Source organism: Bradyrhizobium sp. CCBAU 45384 (assembly GCF_028128665.1).
In the GTDB taxonomy this organism is placed as follows: domain Bacteria; phylum Pseudomonadota; class Alphaproteobacteria; order Rhizobiales; family Xanthobacteraceae; genus Bradyrhizobium; species Bradyrhizobium manausense.
In genome coordinates this window covers 134,789-153,289 of record NZ_LBIZ01000112.1, presented here as the reverse complement: position 1 = coordinate 153,289, position 18,501 = coordinate 134,789, and the positions used below count along the sequence as shown (strand labels likewise).

Genomic DNA, 18,501 nt, shown 5'->3' with positions numbered 1-18,501 from the left:
CCAGTTGAACACCCATGTCCAAATTTGGAAATCCGGGAGTCTACGGCAGCGTGTGTCGGAGGAGGTTTTCGCTCTGCAGCACTAGTCATATTATATCGAACGGCCTCTTGGCGTGTGGTGCAGAGCAGCGCGTGTCGAGCTGTTCTTGAAAAGAAATCGGCCGCCCGGAGGCGGCCGTTCCACATCCGTCGGCCGAATGGCCTACGCGTAATCGCTGCCGCCGTCGTCGCCGCCGCCGAAGTCGCTGTCGTCGGCCGTGTCCACATTGTCGTTGTCGTTGTTGTCATAGCCCGGATCGTCGTTATCCCGATCGTTCGAGGCCTGGTCGAAGAAGCCTTGCCGCGAATCCCGGTTCGATCCGATGTCATCGAGGCCGGCATCGCGCGCGAGCGAGCCGCCGGACTGGTCGCCGCTGCCGCCCCATGGGCTGCCGCCACGCTCCTCGATGATGGTGGTGTCACCAAAGGTCTGATGCGATCCGCCGCCCATCATGCCGCGAATGCTGGAGAGCAGCAGCGAGCCGCCGACCACGCCGGCCGCGGCTGCCGCCGCCGTGCCCAGGAACGAGCCGCCGCCGCCGATCGGCGGCGCGCCGTAGCTCTGTCCATATCCCTGGCCTTGTCCATAGGCCTGACCATAAGGCGGCTGGCCATAGCCGGGCTGGCCCTGCTGCATCGCCTGACCGCTGTTCCAGACCGGCCGGGAGTCACGCGGCGGCACGTTCGGAACCGAGCCGCGCGATTGGCTCGTGCCAAACAACGTGTCGCGCATGGTGTCGAGAAAACCGCCGGACTGCGGCTGCGCGGGCGCTTGGGCCGCTTCCAGCTCCTGGATGCGATGATGGGCGCGCTTGAGCGCTTCGTCCTGCAACAGCGTGGTCTGCACCAGCGCATAGACGGCGCCGGGCGCCTTGCGCAGGCCGTCGGAGATCGCGGCGACCGCGTCGGGATCGCGCGGTGCATTTTCCAGCTTTGAAAGCCGGTCGAAAAGGTCGTCGACGAGCTGGCGTTCCTGCGGCGTCATGATCTGTCTCCTTCGCGCAAAACCAAGCGCAAGCGGGATGTAGGGTTCCAATGTGGCCTCAACAGTGCCGGCCGGATTAAATTTCGGTATGCGACAGACTGCCTCCCGGCTTGTCTCTGCCGGTTTCATCCCAATGTCACGTTGCTGGTTGCGAGCAGCTGCGCGAAGGCGTCGCTGGCGAGATAGCCATGCTCGCGCTCCCTGACGTCAGTCATCGGATCGAGGCCGGTGAGAACCTCGTCGACAAAGCCGGGATGGCACATCACGAGCCCGCCCTCGGGCAGGCCCTGCAGGAATTGCCGCATCAGCTCGCCGAAATCGGCCGCGCGGGTGAAATCATAGGCGCCGGCAAAGGCGGGATTGAATGCAAGGCCGGCGCGGCCCGCACGGCGGCGGAATTGTGCACTGAGCAGATCGAGCACCAGGGCTTTCGGAGAGGCCAGCCGCTGCGCCAGCGGCAAATCGCGCCCGCCCTGGCGCACCCATGCCTTTGGCGCGATTTCGCTGACTGCCTCGACAAAGCCGTCGCGCACCTGCGGAAACAGCTGCACGTGCTGATGCCCGTCGACGAAGTCGGGCGGGCGGCCAAAGGCTTCCGCGAACGCCAGAAGCTGCGCTCTCACTTCGTTGCGGAAGAACTCGCTGTCGAGCCGGCGCATCAGTCCGGCGCGCAGCAGCTTTGGAAAAGCCATGAACATGTCGCCGTCGAGCGGGCGGAAATGCATGGTGAGCGGCCGGAACGGCGCCGAGAGCGTCACGTGCAGTCCGATCGCGCAGCGCGGGCTTGCATTCGCGGCGGCAGAAAGCGCCGCAACCTCGCTCTGATCGATGGCGGGGCCCACCATCATCACCGAGGTGGCGTTGAGGCGGCCGCGCTCGATCAGGTCGCGAATGGCACGGTTGACGCCAGGGCTGATGCCGTAATCGTCGGCGCAGAGCCAGACATGCCGCAGGCGCGCGGCCGTGCTCATTCGGCCGCGGTCCTGTCGGATGCGGCCTGACCTGAAGTGTCCTGACTTGAAATGCCCTGGGCCTTGCCGGCCTCGAAATGCTTCTCGCTGTGCTCGGCGACGAAGTAGATCGGACGCGCCTTCAGCTCGGAGAGGATCTTGCCGATATATTCACCGACGATGCCGATCATGATCAGCTGCACGCCGCCGATCGTCATCAGGCCGACCACGAGCGAGGGATAGCCCGGCACCTGCTTGCCCGTCGTGAACACCTCCCAGAGGATCGAGAGGCCGAACAGGAAGGCGACGCCGGCAAGCGCGACGCCGAGCAGGCTGGCAAAGCGCAACGGCGCCACCGAGAACGAGGTCAGGCCCTCGATCGACAGGCCGAGCAGGCGGGCAGCGTTGAAGGTGGTGACGCCATGGGCGCGCGCCGCAGGCTCGTAATCGACGCGAATCTGGCGGAAGCCGATCCAGCTGGCCAGCCCCTTGAAGAAGCGGTTGCGCTCCGGCAGTTGCCGAAGCGCGGTGACCGCGCGTGGCGACAGCAGGCGGAAGTCGCCGGCGTCCTCCGGAATCTTCTGGCGCGCGCCCCAATTGATCAGCGCGTAGAAGCCGTGCACGGCGAGGCGGCGCAGGAACGGCTCGTTGTCGCGATGCGCCTTGGCGGTATAGACGACGTCATAGCCGTCATCGATCCAGTGCTGCACCAATTGCTCGATCAGATCAGGCGGATGCTGTCCGTCGCCGTCCATGAACATGACGGCGCCGAGCCGGGCATGGTCGAGGCCGGCCATCAGCGCCGCCTCCTTGCCGAAATTGCGCGACAGCGACACCACCTGGACGTCGATCGCGTCGGCCGGCAGCGAGCGTGCGATCGACAGCGTGCTGTCCTTGCTGCCGTCGTCGACATAGACGACCTCGCAGGACAGGCGGTAGCGTTGCCGCAAGGTCTTGGCGAGATCGCAGATGCGCTGGTGCAGGGCGGCAAGGCCCGCCGCCTCGTTATAGACGGGGACGACAATCGACAGCCCCTTCGCGGCGGCATTCACTGCGGTGGTCGTCAGGGCGGAAACGTCAGAGCCCAGCGTCATCGATCAAGGTTCCAGAGCGTTCAAGGTCATCGGGGCAGCATATGGTAGCTGCAGCTTGCTGTCGCTACGCTGAACGGAGCTGCTCAATAGACTTTGGGCTCACTGCCGCAAGAACGCTTCGAGCTTGGCGAACAGCGGGTTCTCCCGATCGAACACGTAGTCGAGCGAGACCACCGAGACGGTCTCGGCCCCATGTTCGCGCAGGAAGCTCGCCAGCGCATAGAGCTGCCCGGGTGGGCAGTGCAGCGTGAGCATGCCCGACGAGGTCGGCCCGCCGAACGGAGCCTCGACGCCGAAGCGGCTGTGGGCTTCGCCGAGCAGGGCGGCGTCGCATTGCCGGAAGCGGGTCCGGACCTCGCGGTATTTGTTGGCGCGGGCTCGGGCCGCGATGTGGTCGAGGATGATGCGTGCGGTCTCGCGGGCTTGCGGCGACCAGTCGGCATCTTTCGAGGCGACCAGATTGGCCTGGCTGCGCAGGATCACGCCGTCGTCGAGCACCCGCAGGCCGTTGGCGGCGAGCGTCGCGCCCGTCGTGGTGATGTCGACGATCAGCTCGGCGCTGCCGGCCGCCGGCGCGCCCTCGGTCGCGCCCGCGCTTTCGACGATGCGGTAGTCGCTGATGCCGCGCTGCGAGAAGAACGCGCGGGTGAGATTGATGAACTTGGTCGCGACCCGCATCCGCATGTGATGCTGCTCGCGAAAGCCGGTGGCGACGTCGTCGAGATCGGCCATGGTGCGGACGTCGATCCAGGCCTGCGGCACCGCGACGACGACGTCGGCATGGCCGAAGCCCAGCCCGTCGATCAGCAACACCCGCTTCTCCGCATCCGCGATGTTGTCGCGCACCAGGTCTTCGCCGGTGACGCCGAAATGCGCGTAGCCGCGCGACAATTGCGCGGCGATCTCGCTCGCCGAGAGATAGGCGACCTCGACATTGTCGAGGCCCGCGATGGTGCCACGATAGTCGCGGGCGCCGCCGGCCTTGGACAGCTTGAGCCCGGCGCGGGCGAAGAAGGCTTCGGCATTTTCCTGAAGGCGGCCCTTGGAGGGAACGGCCAGGACGAACGGCGCGCTCATGGCTTAAGCTCCCACCTTGCGGCCGATGCTGGTCAGTGCATCCACCCAGACCGAGAAGCCGACCGCCGGTATCGGAGCGGCGGCTCCGAGCTGGGTCATCAGTCCATCATAGCGACCACCGGCAACCAGCGGCCCGGCGCCGTTACCCCTGTGATGCAGCTCGAATTCAAACCCGGTATAGTAGTCGAGGCCGCGCCCGAACGCGGTCGAGAAGCGCGTGCTCTTCACGTCGATACCCCGCGCGGCCATGAAGCCGACCCGGCTCTCGAGCTGGTCGATCGCGCCATTCAGGTCGAGCCTTGCCTCGGCGGTGAGCGCGCGCAGCGCGGCGACCGCCTCGTCCGGGTTGCCCGAGATCGACAGAAAGCGCTTCAGGACAGTGATCGCCTCGCGCGGCAGCTTGCCGCTCTTCAACGTCGATTGCTCGAGGAAGCGGTCGGCGATCTCGGCCGTGGTGCGGCCGCCGACATTGGTAGTGCCGGCAATCGACATCAGGTCGGTGACGAAGGCCAGCGCGGCCTTGCGGTCGGAGCCGGCCAGTGCCGCCAGCACGCCCTCATATTCGCTGCGGGTGGCGGTGGTCTCGGCCGCCAGCCGCTCCAGATCCTGCTCGAGGCTGATCTTGCGGTTGAAGTCCTTGACCAGGCGGCGGCGCCAGACCGGATAGAGATTGAGCGCGTCGAGCAGCGCATTGAACAGCGCGACGTCGCCGGTACGGACCTCGATGTCGCGCACGCCGAAAGCGGCGGTCGCCTCCAGCGCCAGCGCCAGCGTCTCGGCATCGGCGGCAGCGCGGTCCTGGCGGCCGAACGACTCGATTCCGGCCTGAAGGAATTCACTGGCCTGTCCGCTGCGATAGCGGAACACGGGACCCAGATAGCTGAACCCGGCCGGCTGGCCGGCGCGGCTGGATACGAGGTAATCGCGCGCCACGGGGATCGTCAGGTCGGGACGCAGGCAAAGCTCTTCGCCCGACAGGTCTGTCGTCAGATAGAGGCTTTTGCGGATGTCCTCGCCCGACAGGTCCAGGAACGGTTCGGCCGGCTGCAGAATGGCGGGCTCGGCCCTGACATAGCCGGCCTGCGCGAACGACAACAGCAGCGTGTCCGCCCAGGCGGCGGAGCCGGCAGCATTTGAGGTGGCAGTTGCGGTCATCTCGGGGTCCATCGTCCCGGGAGAACCGGGCAGGCAAGGGAGGCAAGGGGAGGCGCCAAAGGCAGGCACCGGTATTGGCGCAGCCCTTAGCATGGCCGGAAAGCGGTTTCGACCTCCAAAGGATCAATCGCTTAACGACTTTGGAGCCGCGCAGCCGGTCTCGCCCGGATCCCCTGCACGAGCTCTCCAAAACCGGAAGAGGCTCGCGATAAGAGTATCATTATACCTATATACAGGTTTCCGCGGCGTCCTCAAACCTGCCGGAGCTGCCTTGCTTCACTCAACTCCACCGTCTTTCGCCGTCGGTGCTTCGTGCACGCCAGGTTTTGCGGTGTCCGACCCCTGGTCATTGGCGAGTTGCTCGGCGAGATCGAGAATTCTCTGCCGCTTGCGGGGGTCCGCGATGCCGCGAAAAGCTTTGATCAGGCCTAGTGCCTGGCGCTCGCAAACATCATCGTGCATCACCATTCATCCCGTCAGACGGTCGGCTGAACGGAGCAGGCAGCATCGAAAGAGTTGGATGCTGTCGTGCATCGAACTCACGGCAGCCGCCGACCCGACGATCGTTTCGCAGCCGCGATGTCGATCGGGACATCGTCCGACCCGCGCGTCCCTCCGCAACGTCACAGTGAGTCACAATGAAAGATTGAGACTGCTTGGCAAGTTGTCACATACTCAATTTGGGTATGCCCAATGGTACGTTCGCTGCTGCCTTCGTCTACAAGATCAATGCTGGTTGCCGATTCATGCGCAATGCTTCTGATGTCATCCGGACGGTCTCGCGGCACACGCTGGCCTACATGCTGTTTTCGATCAGCGAGATGTTCCGGAACTACGAAGAATTCGATCCGATGGACCTTCTGATCGTTCATGCGATTCTCAATGCCAACGTCATCAATGTGATGAACGATCCTGCGCTGGACGAGAAGTTTTCGAGCATTCACACCGTCGAGCCTGAAGCGATCAAGCAGGGCGTGTCGCGCGCGGCGCTCTCTCGTTTCCTCAGCCTGCCGCTGGAGACGGTTCGCCGTCGCGTGGCGGGACTGAAGCGGCGGAAGATTCTCGCCGAGACCAAGGCCGGACTGATCGTGACCGAGCAGAACGCATTCAGGTTCGGCAACAATCACGAACTGCAGAAGACCAACATGCTGCTGCTGACGAAATTGCTTCGCGATCTCAAGCGCGCCGGCATCAGCGGACCGGATGATCTGAGCGCCGCCAAATTCGCGGTCGCGGCAAAGGAAGCGAAGTAAGCGACGGGATATGGATCAAAGCCTTCTCGACATCGCCCGCGATGGAGCGAACAAGAGTGCGGCGGAACGCCTGTTGTCGTTCCAGGATCTCAAGCCGTCCTCGGCGCTCGAGCTGCAAACCTACGACATCGATCATTTCGGCGACAGCGAGAAATATGCCGGTGCATCGAGCATGCCGTTGTCCTCAGGCACGACCGCGATCATGCGCGCACGGCTGAGCCTGCCGAATCTGAGCCTGTCGCTGGTGAAGACCTTCCCGCGGATTGTCAGAGGGTACGATCTGGCACATGCCGCGGCCGTGGTGGTGCCGATGGATCATGTGACCTCGACGCGCATCAATGGGCAGTCAATCGGCAGCTCCATCGTCGTTCTGAAGGGTGCCTCCGACTGCCTTGTCCATGAACCGGTCGGCCGTCTGATCGGTGTCATCTACTTCACGCCGCCCGCATGCGAGCCATGGTCTCGCCTGGATGGCTATCATTTGCTGAGCCCGGCAACGGACATGCTTGCTGCCCTGCGCGGCCGGATTTCCACAACGCTTGAAACTGCAGCCAACGATCCGGACGTCCTGAACGAGCCGGCGTCGCGAGCGGCTGTCGAACGATCGCTGCTCAGCGTGATGGACGCCACGATCGCAACGAGCATGGACAGCCGTTCTACACACGCGACGACCTCGACTTATCTGCGGATCGTCGCCGAGATGGAAAGCTTGATCCGGCACGATCTGACGATCTGGCACAAGACCACCGAAATGGCGGAGCGTGTGGGCGTGTCGGTCCGGACTCTTCAGAGTGCGACCCAGGCCATCTGCGGCATGAGCCCGCATCGCTATTCCAGGGTCTTGCGCCTCTGGTCGGTGCGCCGGCAGCTGCGCACCGGCCCGGCACGGCGCAGCGTCAAGGCCTGCGCCATCGCGCACGGCTTCTGGCATTTGAGCGAGTTCGCGGCGAGCTATCGGGCGGCGTTCGGAGAGTTGCCGTCCGAGACCCTGCATCGATCGCTGCGCGAGCGCAGCTAGATGCGATGACCGTTCGCCAGGCGACGAGCTAACCGCTTCCGCCACCCCAATCGCCCAGCACGGCCTGGACCAGGGCCAGCGCCGCCACGGCGGCGGTGTCGGCCCGCATGATCCGCGGGCCCAGGGCCAGCCGCAGGATGTTCGGCTGCCGCAGCAGCAGGGTGCGCTCTTCCTCGGCAAACCCGCCCTCGGGGCCGATCAGCACGTCGATACCTTGGCCCGCCACGCTTGCGCCTTGCAGGCTCTGGATGGGGCTTTGGACCTCCGCCGCCTCGTCGCAGAAGATGAGCAGACGGCCCACAGGGCGCTGACTGAGATACCGCTCCAGCGGCACCGGTTCGGCAACCGCGGCGATGCTCAATATGCCGCATTGTTCCGCGGCCTCGACGACGTTGGCGCGCATCCGCTCGGTGTTGACCCGGGAGGCCTGGGTGAACCGGGTCAGGACCGGCTGCAGCCTGGCAGCGCCCATTTCGATGGCCTTCTGGACCATGTAGTCGAGCCGGGCGTGCTTGAGCGGGGCGAACACATAGGCGAGGTCGGGCAGCCGGTCCTGGGGACGGACCTGCTGGAGGATCACAAGGCTCTCGGGCCGCTTGCGGCCCTCGATCGCGGCCTGCCATTCGCCATCGCGGCCGTTGAAGGCCAAAACCTCGGCTCCAGCGGCAAGCCGCAGCACATTGCCGAGATAATTGCTCTGGTCGCGGTCGAGCGGAATCCTGGCATCCTGGGCCAGGGGGGCGTCAACGAACAGGCGGGGGGCGCGAAAATCGTGGGAGGGCATCTTTTAGGTCCGATTTGTCGCCGTTCTTAACCGAAAGCGGTAGTTTGGGGGTAAATATCGCCGGATTGGTGTGTCGGCACGCCGCGCTCTTGCCCTATTCGACGGGTTGTTAAGTGCCGGCGGGAATCGTAAAAACGCCTGCACGCTGGTCGCGCTTCAATTGGAAGACGCCTGAACCCGTAGCTCCTGCCGGAGAGACACTTTTGATGATCCGTCGTTTGATGGTTCCGATCACTGCCGCCATGGTCGTCATGGGCGCCGCGGGCGCTTACGCCCAGGGGTTCCCGGCGCCGCTGCCGAACCAGGCCGCAACCAGTTCCGCATTTCCGCCCGTGAACGGCCAGGCGCCGGTCGCCTCCGTCGGCGCCCCGCCGCAGGCCTCTTTCCCGGTCAATGGTGTAGCTCCGATCGGTGGCGCGGGCGCCTTCAGCGCGGCTCCGCCGACCCAGGCCGGTCCCGGCGAGGATTGCATGAAGGCGTTCATCCCGCTGCGCGAGGACGCCGAAAAGCGCGGCAAGATGATCAAGGCCGCGAGCGATCGCCACGCCCCGCCTGACGAGGCCTGCAAATTGATCAGGGGCTTCGGCCAGGCCGAGCTCAAGATGATCAAGTATGTCGAGGCCCATGCCGCAAAATGCGGAATCCCGCCGACCGTCGCCGCGCAGATGAAGGAAGGTCACAAGAACACCGAGTCGATGCAGACCAAGGTCTGCAACGTCGCGCAGCAGATGGCGAACGGGCAGCGCGGTCCGGCCGGTCCGTCGCTGAGCGAGGTGGTGGGTTCGGGCGCGGCGCCGGAGGCCAATGCCAGCAAGAAGGGCGGCAGCACCTTCGACACGCTCAACGGCAACGTCCTCACGCGATGAGCGACACATCCGCCCGCGTTGCCGATTCCACCGGCAACTGGGTCGATACGCTCGCGCCGCAATGGGCACGGCCTTACTTGCGGGTGTCCCGCTTCGATCGCCCGATCGGCTCCTGGCTGCTGTTGATGCCGTGCTGGTGGTCGGCGGCGCTCGCCGGCGCAATGGCGCACGATATCCGTTCCCTGCCGCTCACCATCGTCCTGTTCCTCGTCGGAGCCTTCGTGATGCGCGGGGCGGGCTGCACCTGGAACGACATCACCGACCGCGACCTGGATGCCAAGGTCGAGCGCACCCGCTCACGGCCGCTGCCCGCCGGGCAGATCACCGTAAAGCAGGCGCTGGCCTTCATGATCGCGCAAGCGCTGATCGGCCTTGCAGTGCTGCTCCAGTTCAACCGCTTTGCGGTGGCGACCGGCATCGGCTCGCTCATGATCGTCGCCATCTATCCTTTCATGAAGCGCGTCACCTGGTGGCCGCAGGTCTTCCTCGGTCTTGCCTTCTCGTGGGGCGCGTTGATGGGATTCGCCGTCACCTTCGGACGCATCGATATCACCGCGTTGGTGCTCTATGCGGGGTCGATCGCCTGGGTGATCGGCTATGACACCATCTATGCGCATCAGGACTCCGAGGACGATGCGCTGATCGGCGTCAAATCCACCGCGCGCCTGTTCGGCGCGCATACGCACCAGGCGTTGATCCTGTTCTATGGACTTGCGGTGATGCTGATCGGCGTTGCGCTGGCGTCGGGCGATGTGCGCTGGCCGGCTTGGCTTGGACTTGCGGCCTTCGCCGTGCATCTGGCCTGGCAGATCCAACGACTTCGGATCGACGATCCCGCGCTCTGCCTGCGTCTGTTCAAGTCGAACCGCGACGCGGGCCTGTTGCTGTTCGCGGGATTGCTGGCGGATGCGGTGATGCGGGCGGCGTAATTCGCCGCTCTCGCAGGGTGGGCAAAGGCGCCCTTGCGCCGTGCCCACGATCTTTCTCAATTCGATAGAGGTGGTGGGCACGCTTCGCTTTGCCCACCCTACGGCACCTCAATTGCGCGCGATGATCTCGCGTTCCTCGCGATGAACCGGCAGCTCGCGCGCCATGGCGCTGCGGCGGCGCATCAGGAATTTCGGACGGCGCGCGCGGATCGCGTTGGCGCGGCGGCGGCGCGGCGCCGGCTTGCGGGCGCCTTCGTCGAGCTGCGGCAGCGCAAGGATCTCGCTCCAGATCGCCCAGGCCTCGTTGAGTTCGTCGCCATCGGCGCTGACCAGCAGCGGAACGGAGAGCGAGGGATCGCGGTGCACGAGGACGAGGGTCTGCGCCTCGTCATTGCCGCGCAGCGCGAGCCCGGTGAAGTCGCTGACGCGGACGTTGATTGCCATCTGCATGCCGCGGACGGCACGGCGCAGCACGACACGCTCGCGATGAAGCTCGATCTGCCTGGTGTAGCCGTCGGCGCGCGGATCATGCGCGTCGAAGCGGACCGGAAGGGAAAGAGGGTCGAGCCGCAGAGAGCGGCTCGACCCGGCGGGGTTGACCCCGCATATTGCTGTTTGACGCCTCACGGCCTTCGTTCTCCCCGCCAGGATTATGTTCCCGGTCGATGTGAGGAGCTTAGCGCGGCGGCTTCCGAAACCGCTTAAAAAGGCTGGTTAATCCAACCTCACCGCACGCCATGATTGACAAGACCTTGGCGCGCATGATTGACGAGACGTTGCGCGAAAGCAGCGAATCTGAGCCTTCTGCGGACTGAAAATGCTTGAAGTCCGCACCATTTGGGCACATCTGGTGTTCAGGGCCTAAGATCGCCCCGAAACCTCCCGCGCGCCCCAACAGGATTTCGTTTGTGAACTCTTCACCATCCGCAAGCTCGACGCTTCAGTCCAAAGCCACCAGCGCCCTGTTTGACCAATCCGCGCTGTCGGATCTGGCGCAACGCCTGGTCGAGGCGGCCAAGCGCGCCGGCGCAGATGCGGCCGATGCAGTCGCGGTGCGCGGCGTCTCGCAGGGCGTCGAGGTGCGCGACGGCCGCGTCGAGGAATCCGAGCGGTCCGAGGGCGACGATGTCGGCCTGCGCGTGCTGGTCGGCCAGCGCCAGGCGGTGGTCTCGACCAATGACGCGAGCGGCGATGCCGTCACCAAGCTCGCGGAACGTGCGGTGGCGATGGCGCGTGTCGCGCCTGATGACAAATATGTCGGCCTCGCCGATCCCGCGCTGCTGGCGCGTGACTTCCCCGATCTCGATCTGCTCGATCCCAACGTGCCCGCAACATCAGAGCTGGAGCGCCGCGCGCTCGAAGCGGAGGCTGCCGCGCTTGCCGTGAAGGGCGTGTCGAAATCCGGCGGCGCGTCCGCCTCCGCGGGCATGGGCGGCATGGTGCTCGTCACCTCGACCGGTTTCCACGGCTCTTACCTGCGTTCCAGCCAGGGCATCTCGGCGACCGCCATCGTCGGCGAAGGCACCGGCATGGAGCGCGACTACGACTTCACCTCGGCGCCGCACGCTGCCGATCTGTTGTCGCCGGAAGCCGTCGGCCGCTCCGCCGGCGAGCGCACCGTGGCGCGCTACAATCCGCGCAAGGTCGAGACCTGCAAGGTGCCCGTGGTGTTCGATCCTCGCGTCGCCGGCTCGCTGGTCGGCCATCTCGTCGGCGCCATCAACGGCGCCTCGATCGCGCGCAAGACCAGCTTCCTGAAGGACAGGCTCGGCCAGCAGCTGTTTTCGAAAAACATCCGCATCATCGACGATCCCTTGCGCAAGCGCGGCCTGCGCTCGCAGACCTTCGATGCCGAAGGCGTCGCGGTGAAGCGGACCGCGCTGGTCGACGACGGCGTGCTGACGACCTGGCTGCTCGACTGCGCCACCGCGCGCGAGCTCGGTCTCACCACGACAGGCCACGCCCATCGCGGCGTCTCGTCCTCGCCCTCGCCAGGGCCGTATAATCTGCATCTCGAAGCCGGCACACTGAGCCCGGCCGAACTGATCGCCGACATCGGCCAAGGTTTCTATGTCACCGATCTGATCGGTTCCGGCGTCAACGGCGTCACCGGCGATTACAGCCGCGGCGCCTCCGGCTTCTGGATCGAGAACGGCGAGCTCACCTATCCCGTCAGCGAGGTGACGATCGCCGGCCATCTGTTCGAGATCTTCAAGTCGATGCAGCCGGCCAACAATCTCGAGTTCCGCTACGGCATCAATGCGCCGACGGTGCGCATCGAGGGACTGACGCTTGGCGGACGCTGACTTTTCCGACACGACGACACTGACGCGTGACGCAGCGCTGCTGCAGGAGACGGTGCGGGAGGCGGGAAGCCTGGCGCAGTCGATGTTCCGCACCACGCTGAAGAAGTGGATCAAGGGCGCGTCCTCGCCGGTCTCGGAAGCCGACATCGCCGTCAACGATCTGCTCGAAGCGCGCCTGCGCGGTGCCACGCCCGACTATGGCTGGCTGTCGGAGGAGAGCGCCGATGATCAGGCGCGGCTGTCGCGGCGGCTGACCTGGGTGGTCGATCCCATCGACGGCACCCGCAACTACCTCAATGGCCATGACGAATGGTGCGTCAGCGTCGCGCTGGTCGAGGTTTCAGCGCCGGTGCTGGCCGCGGTCTACGCGCCTGTGACGAACGAGTTCTTTTTCGCCGCCCGCGGCCAAGGCACCACGCTGAATGGCAATCAGGTCCGGGCGACGCCCGGGTCCGTGCTCGACTTCGCCCGCATGGCCGGCCCCAAGCCGATGGTCGAGCGACTCAATGCAAAGGTCGGCGACGTCAAGCTGCATCCGCGAATCGGTTCGCTCGCGCTACGGCTGTGCCGGGTCGCCAATGGCGCCCTGGATGCGGCTTTTGCGGGCGGCAATAGCCATGATTGGGATCTTGCGGCGGCCGATTTGATCGTGCAGGAAGCGGATGGTAGGATGAGCGACCTCTCTGGAGGTCCCATCCTTTATAATCGCCGGGAAGTGACGCACGGGGTGCTGGTGGCAGCGGGACGCGATCGTCATGCGAGCATTGTCGCGCATTTTCGCAATCGTCCCTTGCCCTGAAGCGCCCGTCGGCGTGCTTGTCGACCACTGCTTTGCCGGGCAGCCTGTTAGGAACCGAACTCATGTCAGATAGTGCCCCGCAACAACTGCTTCACCTCGTCATCGGCGGTGAGCTGCTTGACCTCGAGCACAACACCTTCAAGAATCTCGACGAGGTCGAGATCGTCGGCCTCTACCCGAACTATGCGTCCGCCCACGTCGCCTGGCGCGCCAAGGCGCAGAGCACGGTCGACAACGCGCAGATGCGCTATTTCATCGTCCACCTGCACCGGCTGCTCGACCCGAATCAAGAAACGAAGCCGGCGCGTTGAAAAAACTGCTTCGCAATACGCTGCGAAGCAGCTGGTTTCAGCGTGCCGTCGGGGTCCTGGCGGCCGAATATCTGCGTCTGGTGTGGCGGACCAACAGGTTCACGTTCGATCCGCCTGACGTCTATCAGCTGGTCGAGCCGCAGATGCCGGCGATCTTCGCGTTCTGGCACGGCCAGCATTTCCTCACCCCGTTCATCAAGAACAAGGACTGGTACCGCGCCAAGGTGCTGATCTCCCGCCACCGCGACGGCGAGTTCAACGCGGTTGCCGCCGAGCGGCTCGGCATCGGCACCATCAGGGGGTCCGGGGATCACGGCGGCGCGTTCCACCGCAAGGGTGGTGTCGGCGCCTTCAGGGAAATGGTGTACACGCTGCAAGACGGTTGTAATGTCGCGTTGACCGCCGATGTCCCCAAGCGTTCGCGCGTGGCCGGCCTCGGCATCATCATGCTGGCACGGGAATCGGGGCGGCCGATCATGCCTTTTGCGATGGCGACCAGCCGCTTCATCCGGCTCAGGAACTGGGACCGCACCACCATCAACCTGCCGTTCGGCCGGGGCGTCCTGGTCGGCATCAAGGAAATCCGCGTTCCCGCAGACGCTGATGCCGCGAAGATGGAAGAGCTGCGGCAGGAACTGGAAGACACGCTGAACGAAGCCACCAGCCGCGCCTATGCGCAGCTCGGCCGCAAGGGGCCTGCAGATGGCTAGCTCGTTGCCCCACGCGCTTCCCAAGTCGCTGCCAATGACGCTGCGGATGTATCGGCGCCTGACGACGAGCCTCGTGCCGCTCGCGCCTGCGCTGATCAAGCGGCGGCTGCGGCAAGGCAAGGAAGACCCCGCGCGCGTCGGCGAGCGGCGGGGGCTCAGCAGGGACGTGCGGCCGCACGGCCCGCTGGTCTGGATCCACGGCGCCAGCGTCGGCGAGGTGCTGGCCGCGGCGGCGCTGATCGAGCGCCTGCGCGATCTCAACCTGCGCATCCTGCTCACGTCGGGCACGGTCACCTCGGCGGCCGTGGTGGCAAAACGCTTTCCGCCCGACGTCATCCATCAATACGTGCCGTATGATTCCCCGCGCTATGTCGCGCGCTTCCTCGACCATTGGAAGCCGTCGCTGGCGCTGTTCATCGAATCCGACCTGTGGCCGAACCTGATCCTGGCCGGCGCGGCGCGCCGCGTGCCGATGGTGCTGATCAACGGGCGGATGTCGCCGCGCTCCTTCCCGCGCTGGCGGCGGATGCACGGCACCATCTCGGCGCTGCTGTCGCGCTTTGATATCTGCCTCGCGCAGTCGAAGACCGATGCCGAACGCTTCGCCGCGCTCGGCGGCCGTGACGTCGTCACCACGGGCAATCTCAAGCTCGACGTGCCGGCGCCGCCGGCAGATCCCGCCAAGCTCGAACGGCTGATGACGATGACGCGCGGCCGGCCGATCATCGTCGCGGCCTCGACCCATCCGGGCGAGGACGAGATGCTTGTCGCGGCCCATCGCAGCCTCGTCGGCATCTTCCCGCAGCTCTTGACCGTGATCGTGCCGCGGCACCCGGATCGCGGCTCATCGATCGTTGGCATGATCGCGGCATCGGGCCTGAAGCCGGCGCTGCGCTCGCGCGACGAGCAGCTGGCGGCGACGACCGATGTCTATGTCGCCGACACCATGGGCGAGCTTGGCCTGTTCTATCGCCTCTCGCCGATCGTGTTCATGGGCAAATCGCTGGTGGGAGAGGGCGGCCAGAACCCGATCGAGGCGATCAAGCTTGGCGCTGCCATCGTCCACGGCCCGAACGTTGCCAATTTCAGCGAACTCTATGCGGCCCTCGACCAGAGCGGCGGTGCGCGCCAGGTCGACACGCAGGAGGCGCTGACGAAGCAGCTCGGCCTGTTGCTGGCCGAGCCAAGCGTGCGCGACAAGATGCAGCGCGCGGGAAGCGGCGTGGTCGAGCAGCTCGGCGGCGCGCTCGATCGCACCATGGCGGCGCTCGAGCCGTATCTGATGCAGTTGCGGATCGAGATGGGAGCCGCCAATGCGTGAGCCGGCCTTCTGGTACCGGCCGCGCTCTCCGAAGTCGCATCTGCTCAGCCCGCTCGGCGCACTCTATGGCGCCATCACCGCGCGCCGCATGGCGCGCAGTGGATTTGACGCCGGCATCCCCGTGCTCTGCGTCGGCAATTACCATGTCGGCGGCGCCGGCAAGACGCCGACCGTGCTGGCCCTGACCAAGCTGCTGCGCGAGCTTGGCGAGAGCCCGGTCGTGCTCAGCCGCGGTTACGGCGGGCGCTTGCGCGGCCCGGTCATGGTCGATCGGATGCGTCACACCGCCACTGAGGTCGGCGACGAGCCCTTGATGATGGTGCGCGACGTGCCGGTCGCTGTCGCGCGCGACCGCCTCGACGGTGTCGCGCTGGCGAAGTCGCAAGGCGCCACCGTGATCCTGATGGACGACGGCTTCCAGAATCCAAACCTCTTGAAGGATGCCTCGCTGATCGTGATCGACAGCGAGCGCGGCCTCGGCAACGGCCGCGTGTTTCCGGCAGGGCCTCTGCGCGCGCCGCTCAAGCCACAGCTTTCGCGCACCGACGCGCTGGTGCTGATCGGCGACGGCCATGCCGCGGACGATGTCGCGTCTGAGCTTGCCAAACGTGGCAAGCCGGTGCTGCGCGCGCGGCTGAAGCCCGATGCGGGCTCGGTTGCAAGACTGCAGGGCAAGCCGGTGTTCGCTTTCGCGGGCATCGGCGATCCCGAGCGTTTCTTCCGCACCCTTCGCACTGGCGGCATCGACGTCGCGCGCACGCGTCCCTTCGCCGATCACCACATGTTCTCGCGCGACGAGCTCGCCGCGCTCGCGGCCGACGCGAAAGCCGGGCAGCTCACCCTGGTGACGACGGAAAAAGATCTCGCGCGCCTGCGCGGCATTGATGGCGTGCCCGACGGCATCGTGCCGTTCAAGGTAGCGCTCGAATTCGACGATCCGGCCAGGCTCAAGCAGCTGATCAGCGATCATCTCTACAAGGCCCGCGAGCGCCGCTTCAGCACGCGATGATCTTGCCACCGGCACTGATCTCGTAGGGTGGGCAAAGGCGCTCTTGCGCCGTGCCCACGATCTGTTGCGTTCGGAGACAGCTGGTGGGCACGCTTACGCTTTGCCCACCCTACGGCACCTCGCTATTCAGCCGACGACCCGACCTGCCATTCAGGCAACATTCATCGGGAAACTCCTATCGATCCGACACGATCCAGGAGACGTCGATGAAACAACGGCGCCTTACGTCTGCGGCTTCGGCGCGCCGGGAAAATGCCGCTGCAGCACGGCGGCGGGCGTGGCGTAGGCCTCTTGCAGGTCCACGCTCCAGTACTTCAATTCGTCGAGCGGAATCCGCGTGTCGGTCACAGCGCAGCGTACGAAAGTCCCGGGCGAGATCACGCGGAAATCGCCGTCGAGATATTGCACCTGGGCTTCGCCATGGCCCGAGGGGCCGAACTTGTTCAGCACGGTCGAAAGTCTCCGTGGGAGGCCGCTTCCAGGAATACCTTTAGGGCAACCCCTGATGGGTGAACCCTGGAGGGCACGATGTGTTGGACCTGACCTAGCATAGATAGGACGGCTTGTCCGCCCGTTAAACCCACCGGTTTGTGATGTTTTGCCGCCGTTACCGCATGATAATTCTGGAGGCCGTGCGGCACCTCCTGCGACAGAGTCCGATGCGCGCCTTAACTTCCGCCCTGTTCCTGGCACTGCTGATGTCGGCCGCGCAGGCCGCGCCGGCGCCTGCGCCGCAAGCGGTCGAGATTCCGCTGTCGTCCGGCGTCCTGCATGCGCAGCTGTTCAAGCCCGAGGGCGAGGGGCCGTTTCCGACCGTGATCGCGCTGCACGGCTGCGGCGGCCTCGGCAGTCATTCCGATTCCGTCCAGCCGCGCTATCGCGATTGGGCCGAGCGCCTGCTCAAGGCGGGCAATGCAGTGCTGCTTCCGGACAGCTATGGCTCGCGCGAGCTCGGGCCGCAATGCCGCGTCAAGGACATCCACGTCAAGGCGCGGCGCGAGCGTGTCACCGACATCGCGGCCTCACGCGCCTGGCTGATGAAGCAGACCTGGGTGGCCCGCGACCGTGTCAGCCTGATCGGCTGGGCCAATGGCGCCAGTGCGCTGCTCTGGGCGGTGCGGCCGCAAGCCGCCGCGCGCGATGCGGGCCCGGACTTCCGCGCCGCGATCGCGTTCTATCCGGATTGCCGGATCTCGGCCGGTCTCGGCTGGAGCACGCGGGTGCCGACGCTGCTGCTGATCGGCGCCAATGACGACGTCTCCTCGCCCCCGGCCTGCCGCCAGATGGTGGACGGCGCCCATGGCCGCAGCGCGCTCGCGCGCATCGTGGTCTATCCCGGCGCCTATCACGATTTCGACCGCGCCAACACGCCGCTGCACGCAGCTAGCGCCAGCCCTGATGCCGCCGTTCCCGAGCACGGTCATCTCGGAACCGATTCGGTGGCGCGCGCGGAGTCGCAGAAGGAAGTCGCGGAGTGGCTGGCGCGGTGATCGGTGCCATAGTTCGACCATGATGTCAGCTAAACGCATCACCATGCGCAATCGCATCGTCATCTTCTCATCGGCCCTCGCCGTCTTCACCGTCGCGATCTTCCTGTTCGAAGCCCACGCCGGCTCGCCCCAGCTCGCCCCGGAACATTGCGGCTTCTGGACCACGATGGACGCGGGACTGTCCTGCCGCTGAAGCGGGCTAATCCATCACCGTCACCCTGAGGTGCGCGCCGTGCGGCGCATCGCGCCGCGCAGCGAGCCTCGAAGGGCGACGGCCCGGCTGCATCGCGGCCATTCATCCTTCGAGGCTCCCTGCGCGATGCTGCGCGTCCCGCAGCTCGCACCTCAGGATGACGGGTCTGAATGGGCTACGCTCGCAATGACGAGGATGAGAGAGCTCGCGAGC

Annotated in this window: 21 protein-coding genes; 12 read left to right on the top strand and 9 right to left on the bottom strand. The window is 65.6% G+C overall.

Going from position 1 to position 18,501, the window contains the following annotated elements; translation table 11 throughout:
• Positions 1–201 precede the first annotated feature (201 nt).
• The 6 genes from XH80_RS24195 to XH80_RS24170 form a co-directional block, all read right to left on the bottom strand.
• A complete protein-coding gene (locus tag XH80_RS24195) occupies positions 202–1,023 on the bottom strand; it encodes a DUF2076 domain-containing protein (protein WP_271600713.1) in 822 nt (273 codons plus the stop codon).
• Between the two features lie 125 nt (positions 1,024–1,148).
• Entirely contained in the window at positions 1,149–1,994 is an 846-nt protein-coding gene (locus XH80_RS24190) for a ChbG/HpnK family deacetylase (protein WP_271600712.1), read from the bottom strand.
• A complete protein-coding gene (locus tag XH80_RS24185) occupies positions 1,991–3,067 on the bottom strand; it encodes a glycosyltransferase family 2 protein (protein WP_271600711.1) in 1,077 nt (358 codons plus the stop codon). Before XH80_RS24185 ends, XH80_RS24190 begins: the two co-directional genes overlap by 4 nt.
• Before the next feature lie 99 nt (positions 3,068–3,166).
• Positions 3,167–4,144: an ATP phosphoribosyltransferase gene (hisG, locus tag XH80_RS24180; protein ID WP_271600710.1), complete on the bottom strand. Its 978-nt coding sequence runs from the start codon at positions 4,142–4,144 to the stop codon at positions 3,167–3,169.
• 3 nt (positions 4,145–4,147) lie between these two features.
• Positions 4,148–5,299, bottom strand: coding sequence for an ATP phosphoribosyltransferase regulatory subunit (locus XH80_RS24175; protein ID WP_271600709.1), 1,152 nt, complete (start codon positions 5,297–5,299; stop codon positions 4,148–4,150).
• Positions 5,300–5,575: 276 nt separating this feature from the next.
• On the bottom strand, positions 5,576–5,767 hold the full coding sequence (locus tag XH80_RS24170; protein ID WP_271600708.1) for a hypothetical protein: 192 nt from the start codon (positions 5,765–5,767) through the stop codon (positions 5,576–5,578).
• Between the two features lie 278 nt (positions 5,768–6,045).
• Between XH80_RS24170 and XH80_RS24165 the strand changes: the two genes are divergently transcribed.
• Both XH80_RS24165 and XH80_RS24160 read left to right on the top strand, forming a co-directional pair.
• Positions 6,046–6,552 carry a hypothetical protein gene (locus XH80_RS24165; RefSeq protein WP_271600707.1) on the top strand — a complete coding sequence of 169 codons (507 nt, stop codon included), beginning with the start codon at positions 6,046–6,048 and terminating at the stop codon, positions 6,550–6,552.
• Between the two features lie 10 nt (positions 6,553–6,562).
• On the top strand, positions 6,563–7,570 hold the full coding sequence (locus XH80_RS24160) for a helix-turn-helix domain-containing protein (protein WP_271600706.1): 1,008 nt from the start codon (positions 6,563–6,565) through the stop codon (positions 7,568–7,570).
• Positions 7,571–7,598: 28 nt separating this feature from the next.
• Here XH80_RS24160 and XH80_RS24155 read toward each other — a convergent pair whose 3' ends face one another.
• On the bottom strand, positions 7,599–8,354 hold the full coding sequence (locus XH80_RS24155) for a 16S rRNA (uracil(1498)-N(3))-methyltransferase (RefSeq protein ID WP_057741769.1): 756 nt from the start codon (positions 8,352–8,354) through the stop codon (positions 7,599–7,601).
• Between the two features lie 206 nt (positions 8,355–8,560).
• On the opposite strand from XH80_RS24155, the gene XH80_RS24150 reads away from it, so the two are divergent.
• Both XH80_RS24150 and ubiA read left to right on the top strand, forming a co-directional pair.
• Positions 8,561–9,220, top strand: coding sequence for a hypothetical protein (locus XH80_RS24150; protein ID WP_271600705.1), 660 nt, complete (start codon positions 8,561–8,563; stop codon positions 9,218–9,220).
• Positions 9,217–10,149 carry a 4-hydroxybenzoate octaprenyltransferase gene (gene ubiA / locus XH80_RS24145; RefSeq protein WP_271600704.1) on the top strand — a complete coding sequence of 311 codons (933 nt, stop codon included), beginning with the start codon at positions 9,217–9,219 and terminating at the stop codon, positions 10,147–10,149. The genes XH80_RS24150 and ubiA overlap by 4 nt, the downstream gene beginning before the upstream one ends.
• Before the next feature lie 108 nt (positions 10,150–10,257).
• On the opposite strand, the gene XH80_RS24140 is transcribed toward ubiA, so the two are convergent.
• Positions 10,258–10,776 carry a DUF6101 family protein gene (locus XH80_RS24140; RefSeq protein ID WP_220002473.1) on the bottom strand — a complete coding sequence of 173 codons (519 nt, stop codon included), beginning with the start codon at positions 10,774–10,776 and terminating at the stop codon, positions 10,258–10,260.
• A 281-nt stretch (positions 10,777–11,057) separates the two neighbouring features.
• Between XH80_RS24140 and XH80_RS24135 the strand changes: the two genes are divergently transcribed.
• The 6 genes from XH80_RS24135 (at position 11,058) to lpxK (ending at position 16,605) form a co-directional block, all read left to right on the top strand.
• Positions 11,058–12,455 carry a TldD/PmbA family protein gene (locus tag XH80_RS24135; RefSeq protein ID WP_271600703.1) on the top strand — a complete coding sequence of 466 codons (1,398 nt, stop codon included), beginning with the start codon at positions 11,058–11,060 and terminating at the stop codon, positions 12,453–12,455.
• Positions 12,442–13,254: a 3'(2'),5'-bisphosphate nucleotidase CysQ gene (locus XH80_RS24130; RefSeq protein WP_271600702.1), complete on the top strand. Its 813-nt coding sequence runs from the start codon at positions 12,442–12,444 to the stop codon at positions 13,252–13,254. Before XH80_RS24135 ends, XH80_RS24130 begins: the two co-directional genes overlap by 14 nt.
• Positions 13,255–13,316: 62 nt before the next feature.
• Entirely contained in the window at positions 13,317–13,565 is a 249-nt protein-coding gene (locus XH80_RS24125) for a DUF4170 domain-containing protein (protein ID WP_057741752.1), read from the top strand.
• Positions 13,562–14,275 (top strand): lysophospholipid acyltransferase family protein, encoded by a 714-nt coding sequence (locus XH80_RS24120; RefSeq protein WP_271600701.1) that lies wholly within the window; start codon positions 13,562–13,564, stop codon positions 14,273–14,275. Before XH80_RS24125 ends, XH80_RS24120 begins: the two co-directional genes overlap by 4 nt.
• Positions 14,238–15,596 carry a 3-deoxy-D-manno-octulosonic acid transferase gene (locus tag XH80_RS24115; RefSeq protein ID WP_271600700.1) on the top strand — a complete coding sequence of 453 codons (1,359 nt, stop codon included), beginning with the start codon at positions 14,238–14,240 and terminating at the stop codon, positions 15,594–15,596. Before XH80_RS24120 ends, XH80_RS24115 begins: the two co-directional genes overlap by 38 nt.
• Positions 15,589–16,605, top strand: a complete 1,017-nt coding sequence (gene lpxK / locus XH80_RS24110; protein WP_271600699.1) for a tetraacyldisaccharide 4'-kinase — start codon at positions 15,589–15,591, stop codon at positions 16,603–16,605. The genes XH80_RS24115 and lpxK overlap by 8 nt, the downstream gene beginning before the upstream one ends.
• A 222-nt stretch (positions 16,606–16,827) precedes the next feature.
• On the opposite strand, the gene XH80_RS24105 is transcribed toward lpxK, so the two are convergent.
• Complete coding sequence (locus tag XH80_RS24105) at positions 16,828–17,055, bottom strand: DUF2093 domain-containing protein (protein ID WP_271600698.1); 228 nt, start codon at positions 17,053–17,055, stop codon at positions 16,828–16,830.
• Positions 17,056–17,264: 209 nt separating this feature from the next.
• Between XH80_RS24105 and XH80_RS24100 the strand changes: the two genes are divergently transcribed.
• Together XH80_RS24100 and XH80_RS24095 are read left to right on the top strand one after the other, a co-directional pair.
• Positions 17,265–18,095 (top strand): dienelactone hydrolase family protein, encoded by an 831-nt coding sequence (locus tag XH80_RS24100; RefSeq protein WP_271600697.1) that lies wholly within the window; start codon positions 17,265–17,267, stop codon positions 18,093–18,095.
• Positions 18,096–18,114: 19 nt separating this feature from the next.
• Positions 18,115–18,288: a hypothetical protein gene (locus tag XH80_RS24095; protein ID WP_271600696.1), complete on the top strand. Its 174-nt coding sequence runs from the start codon at positions 18,115–18,117 to the stop codon at positions 18,286–18,288.
• Positions 18,289–18,501 lie beyond the last annotated feature (213 nt).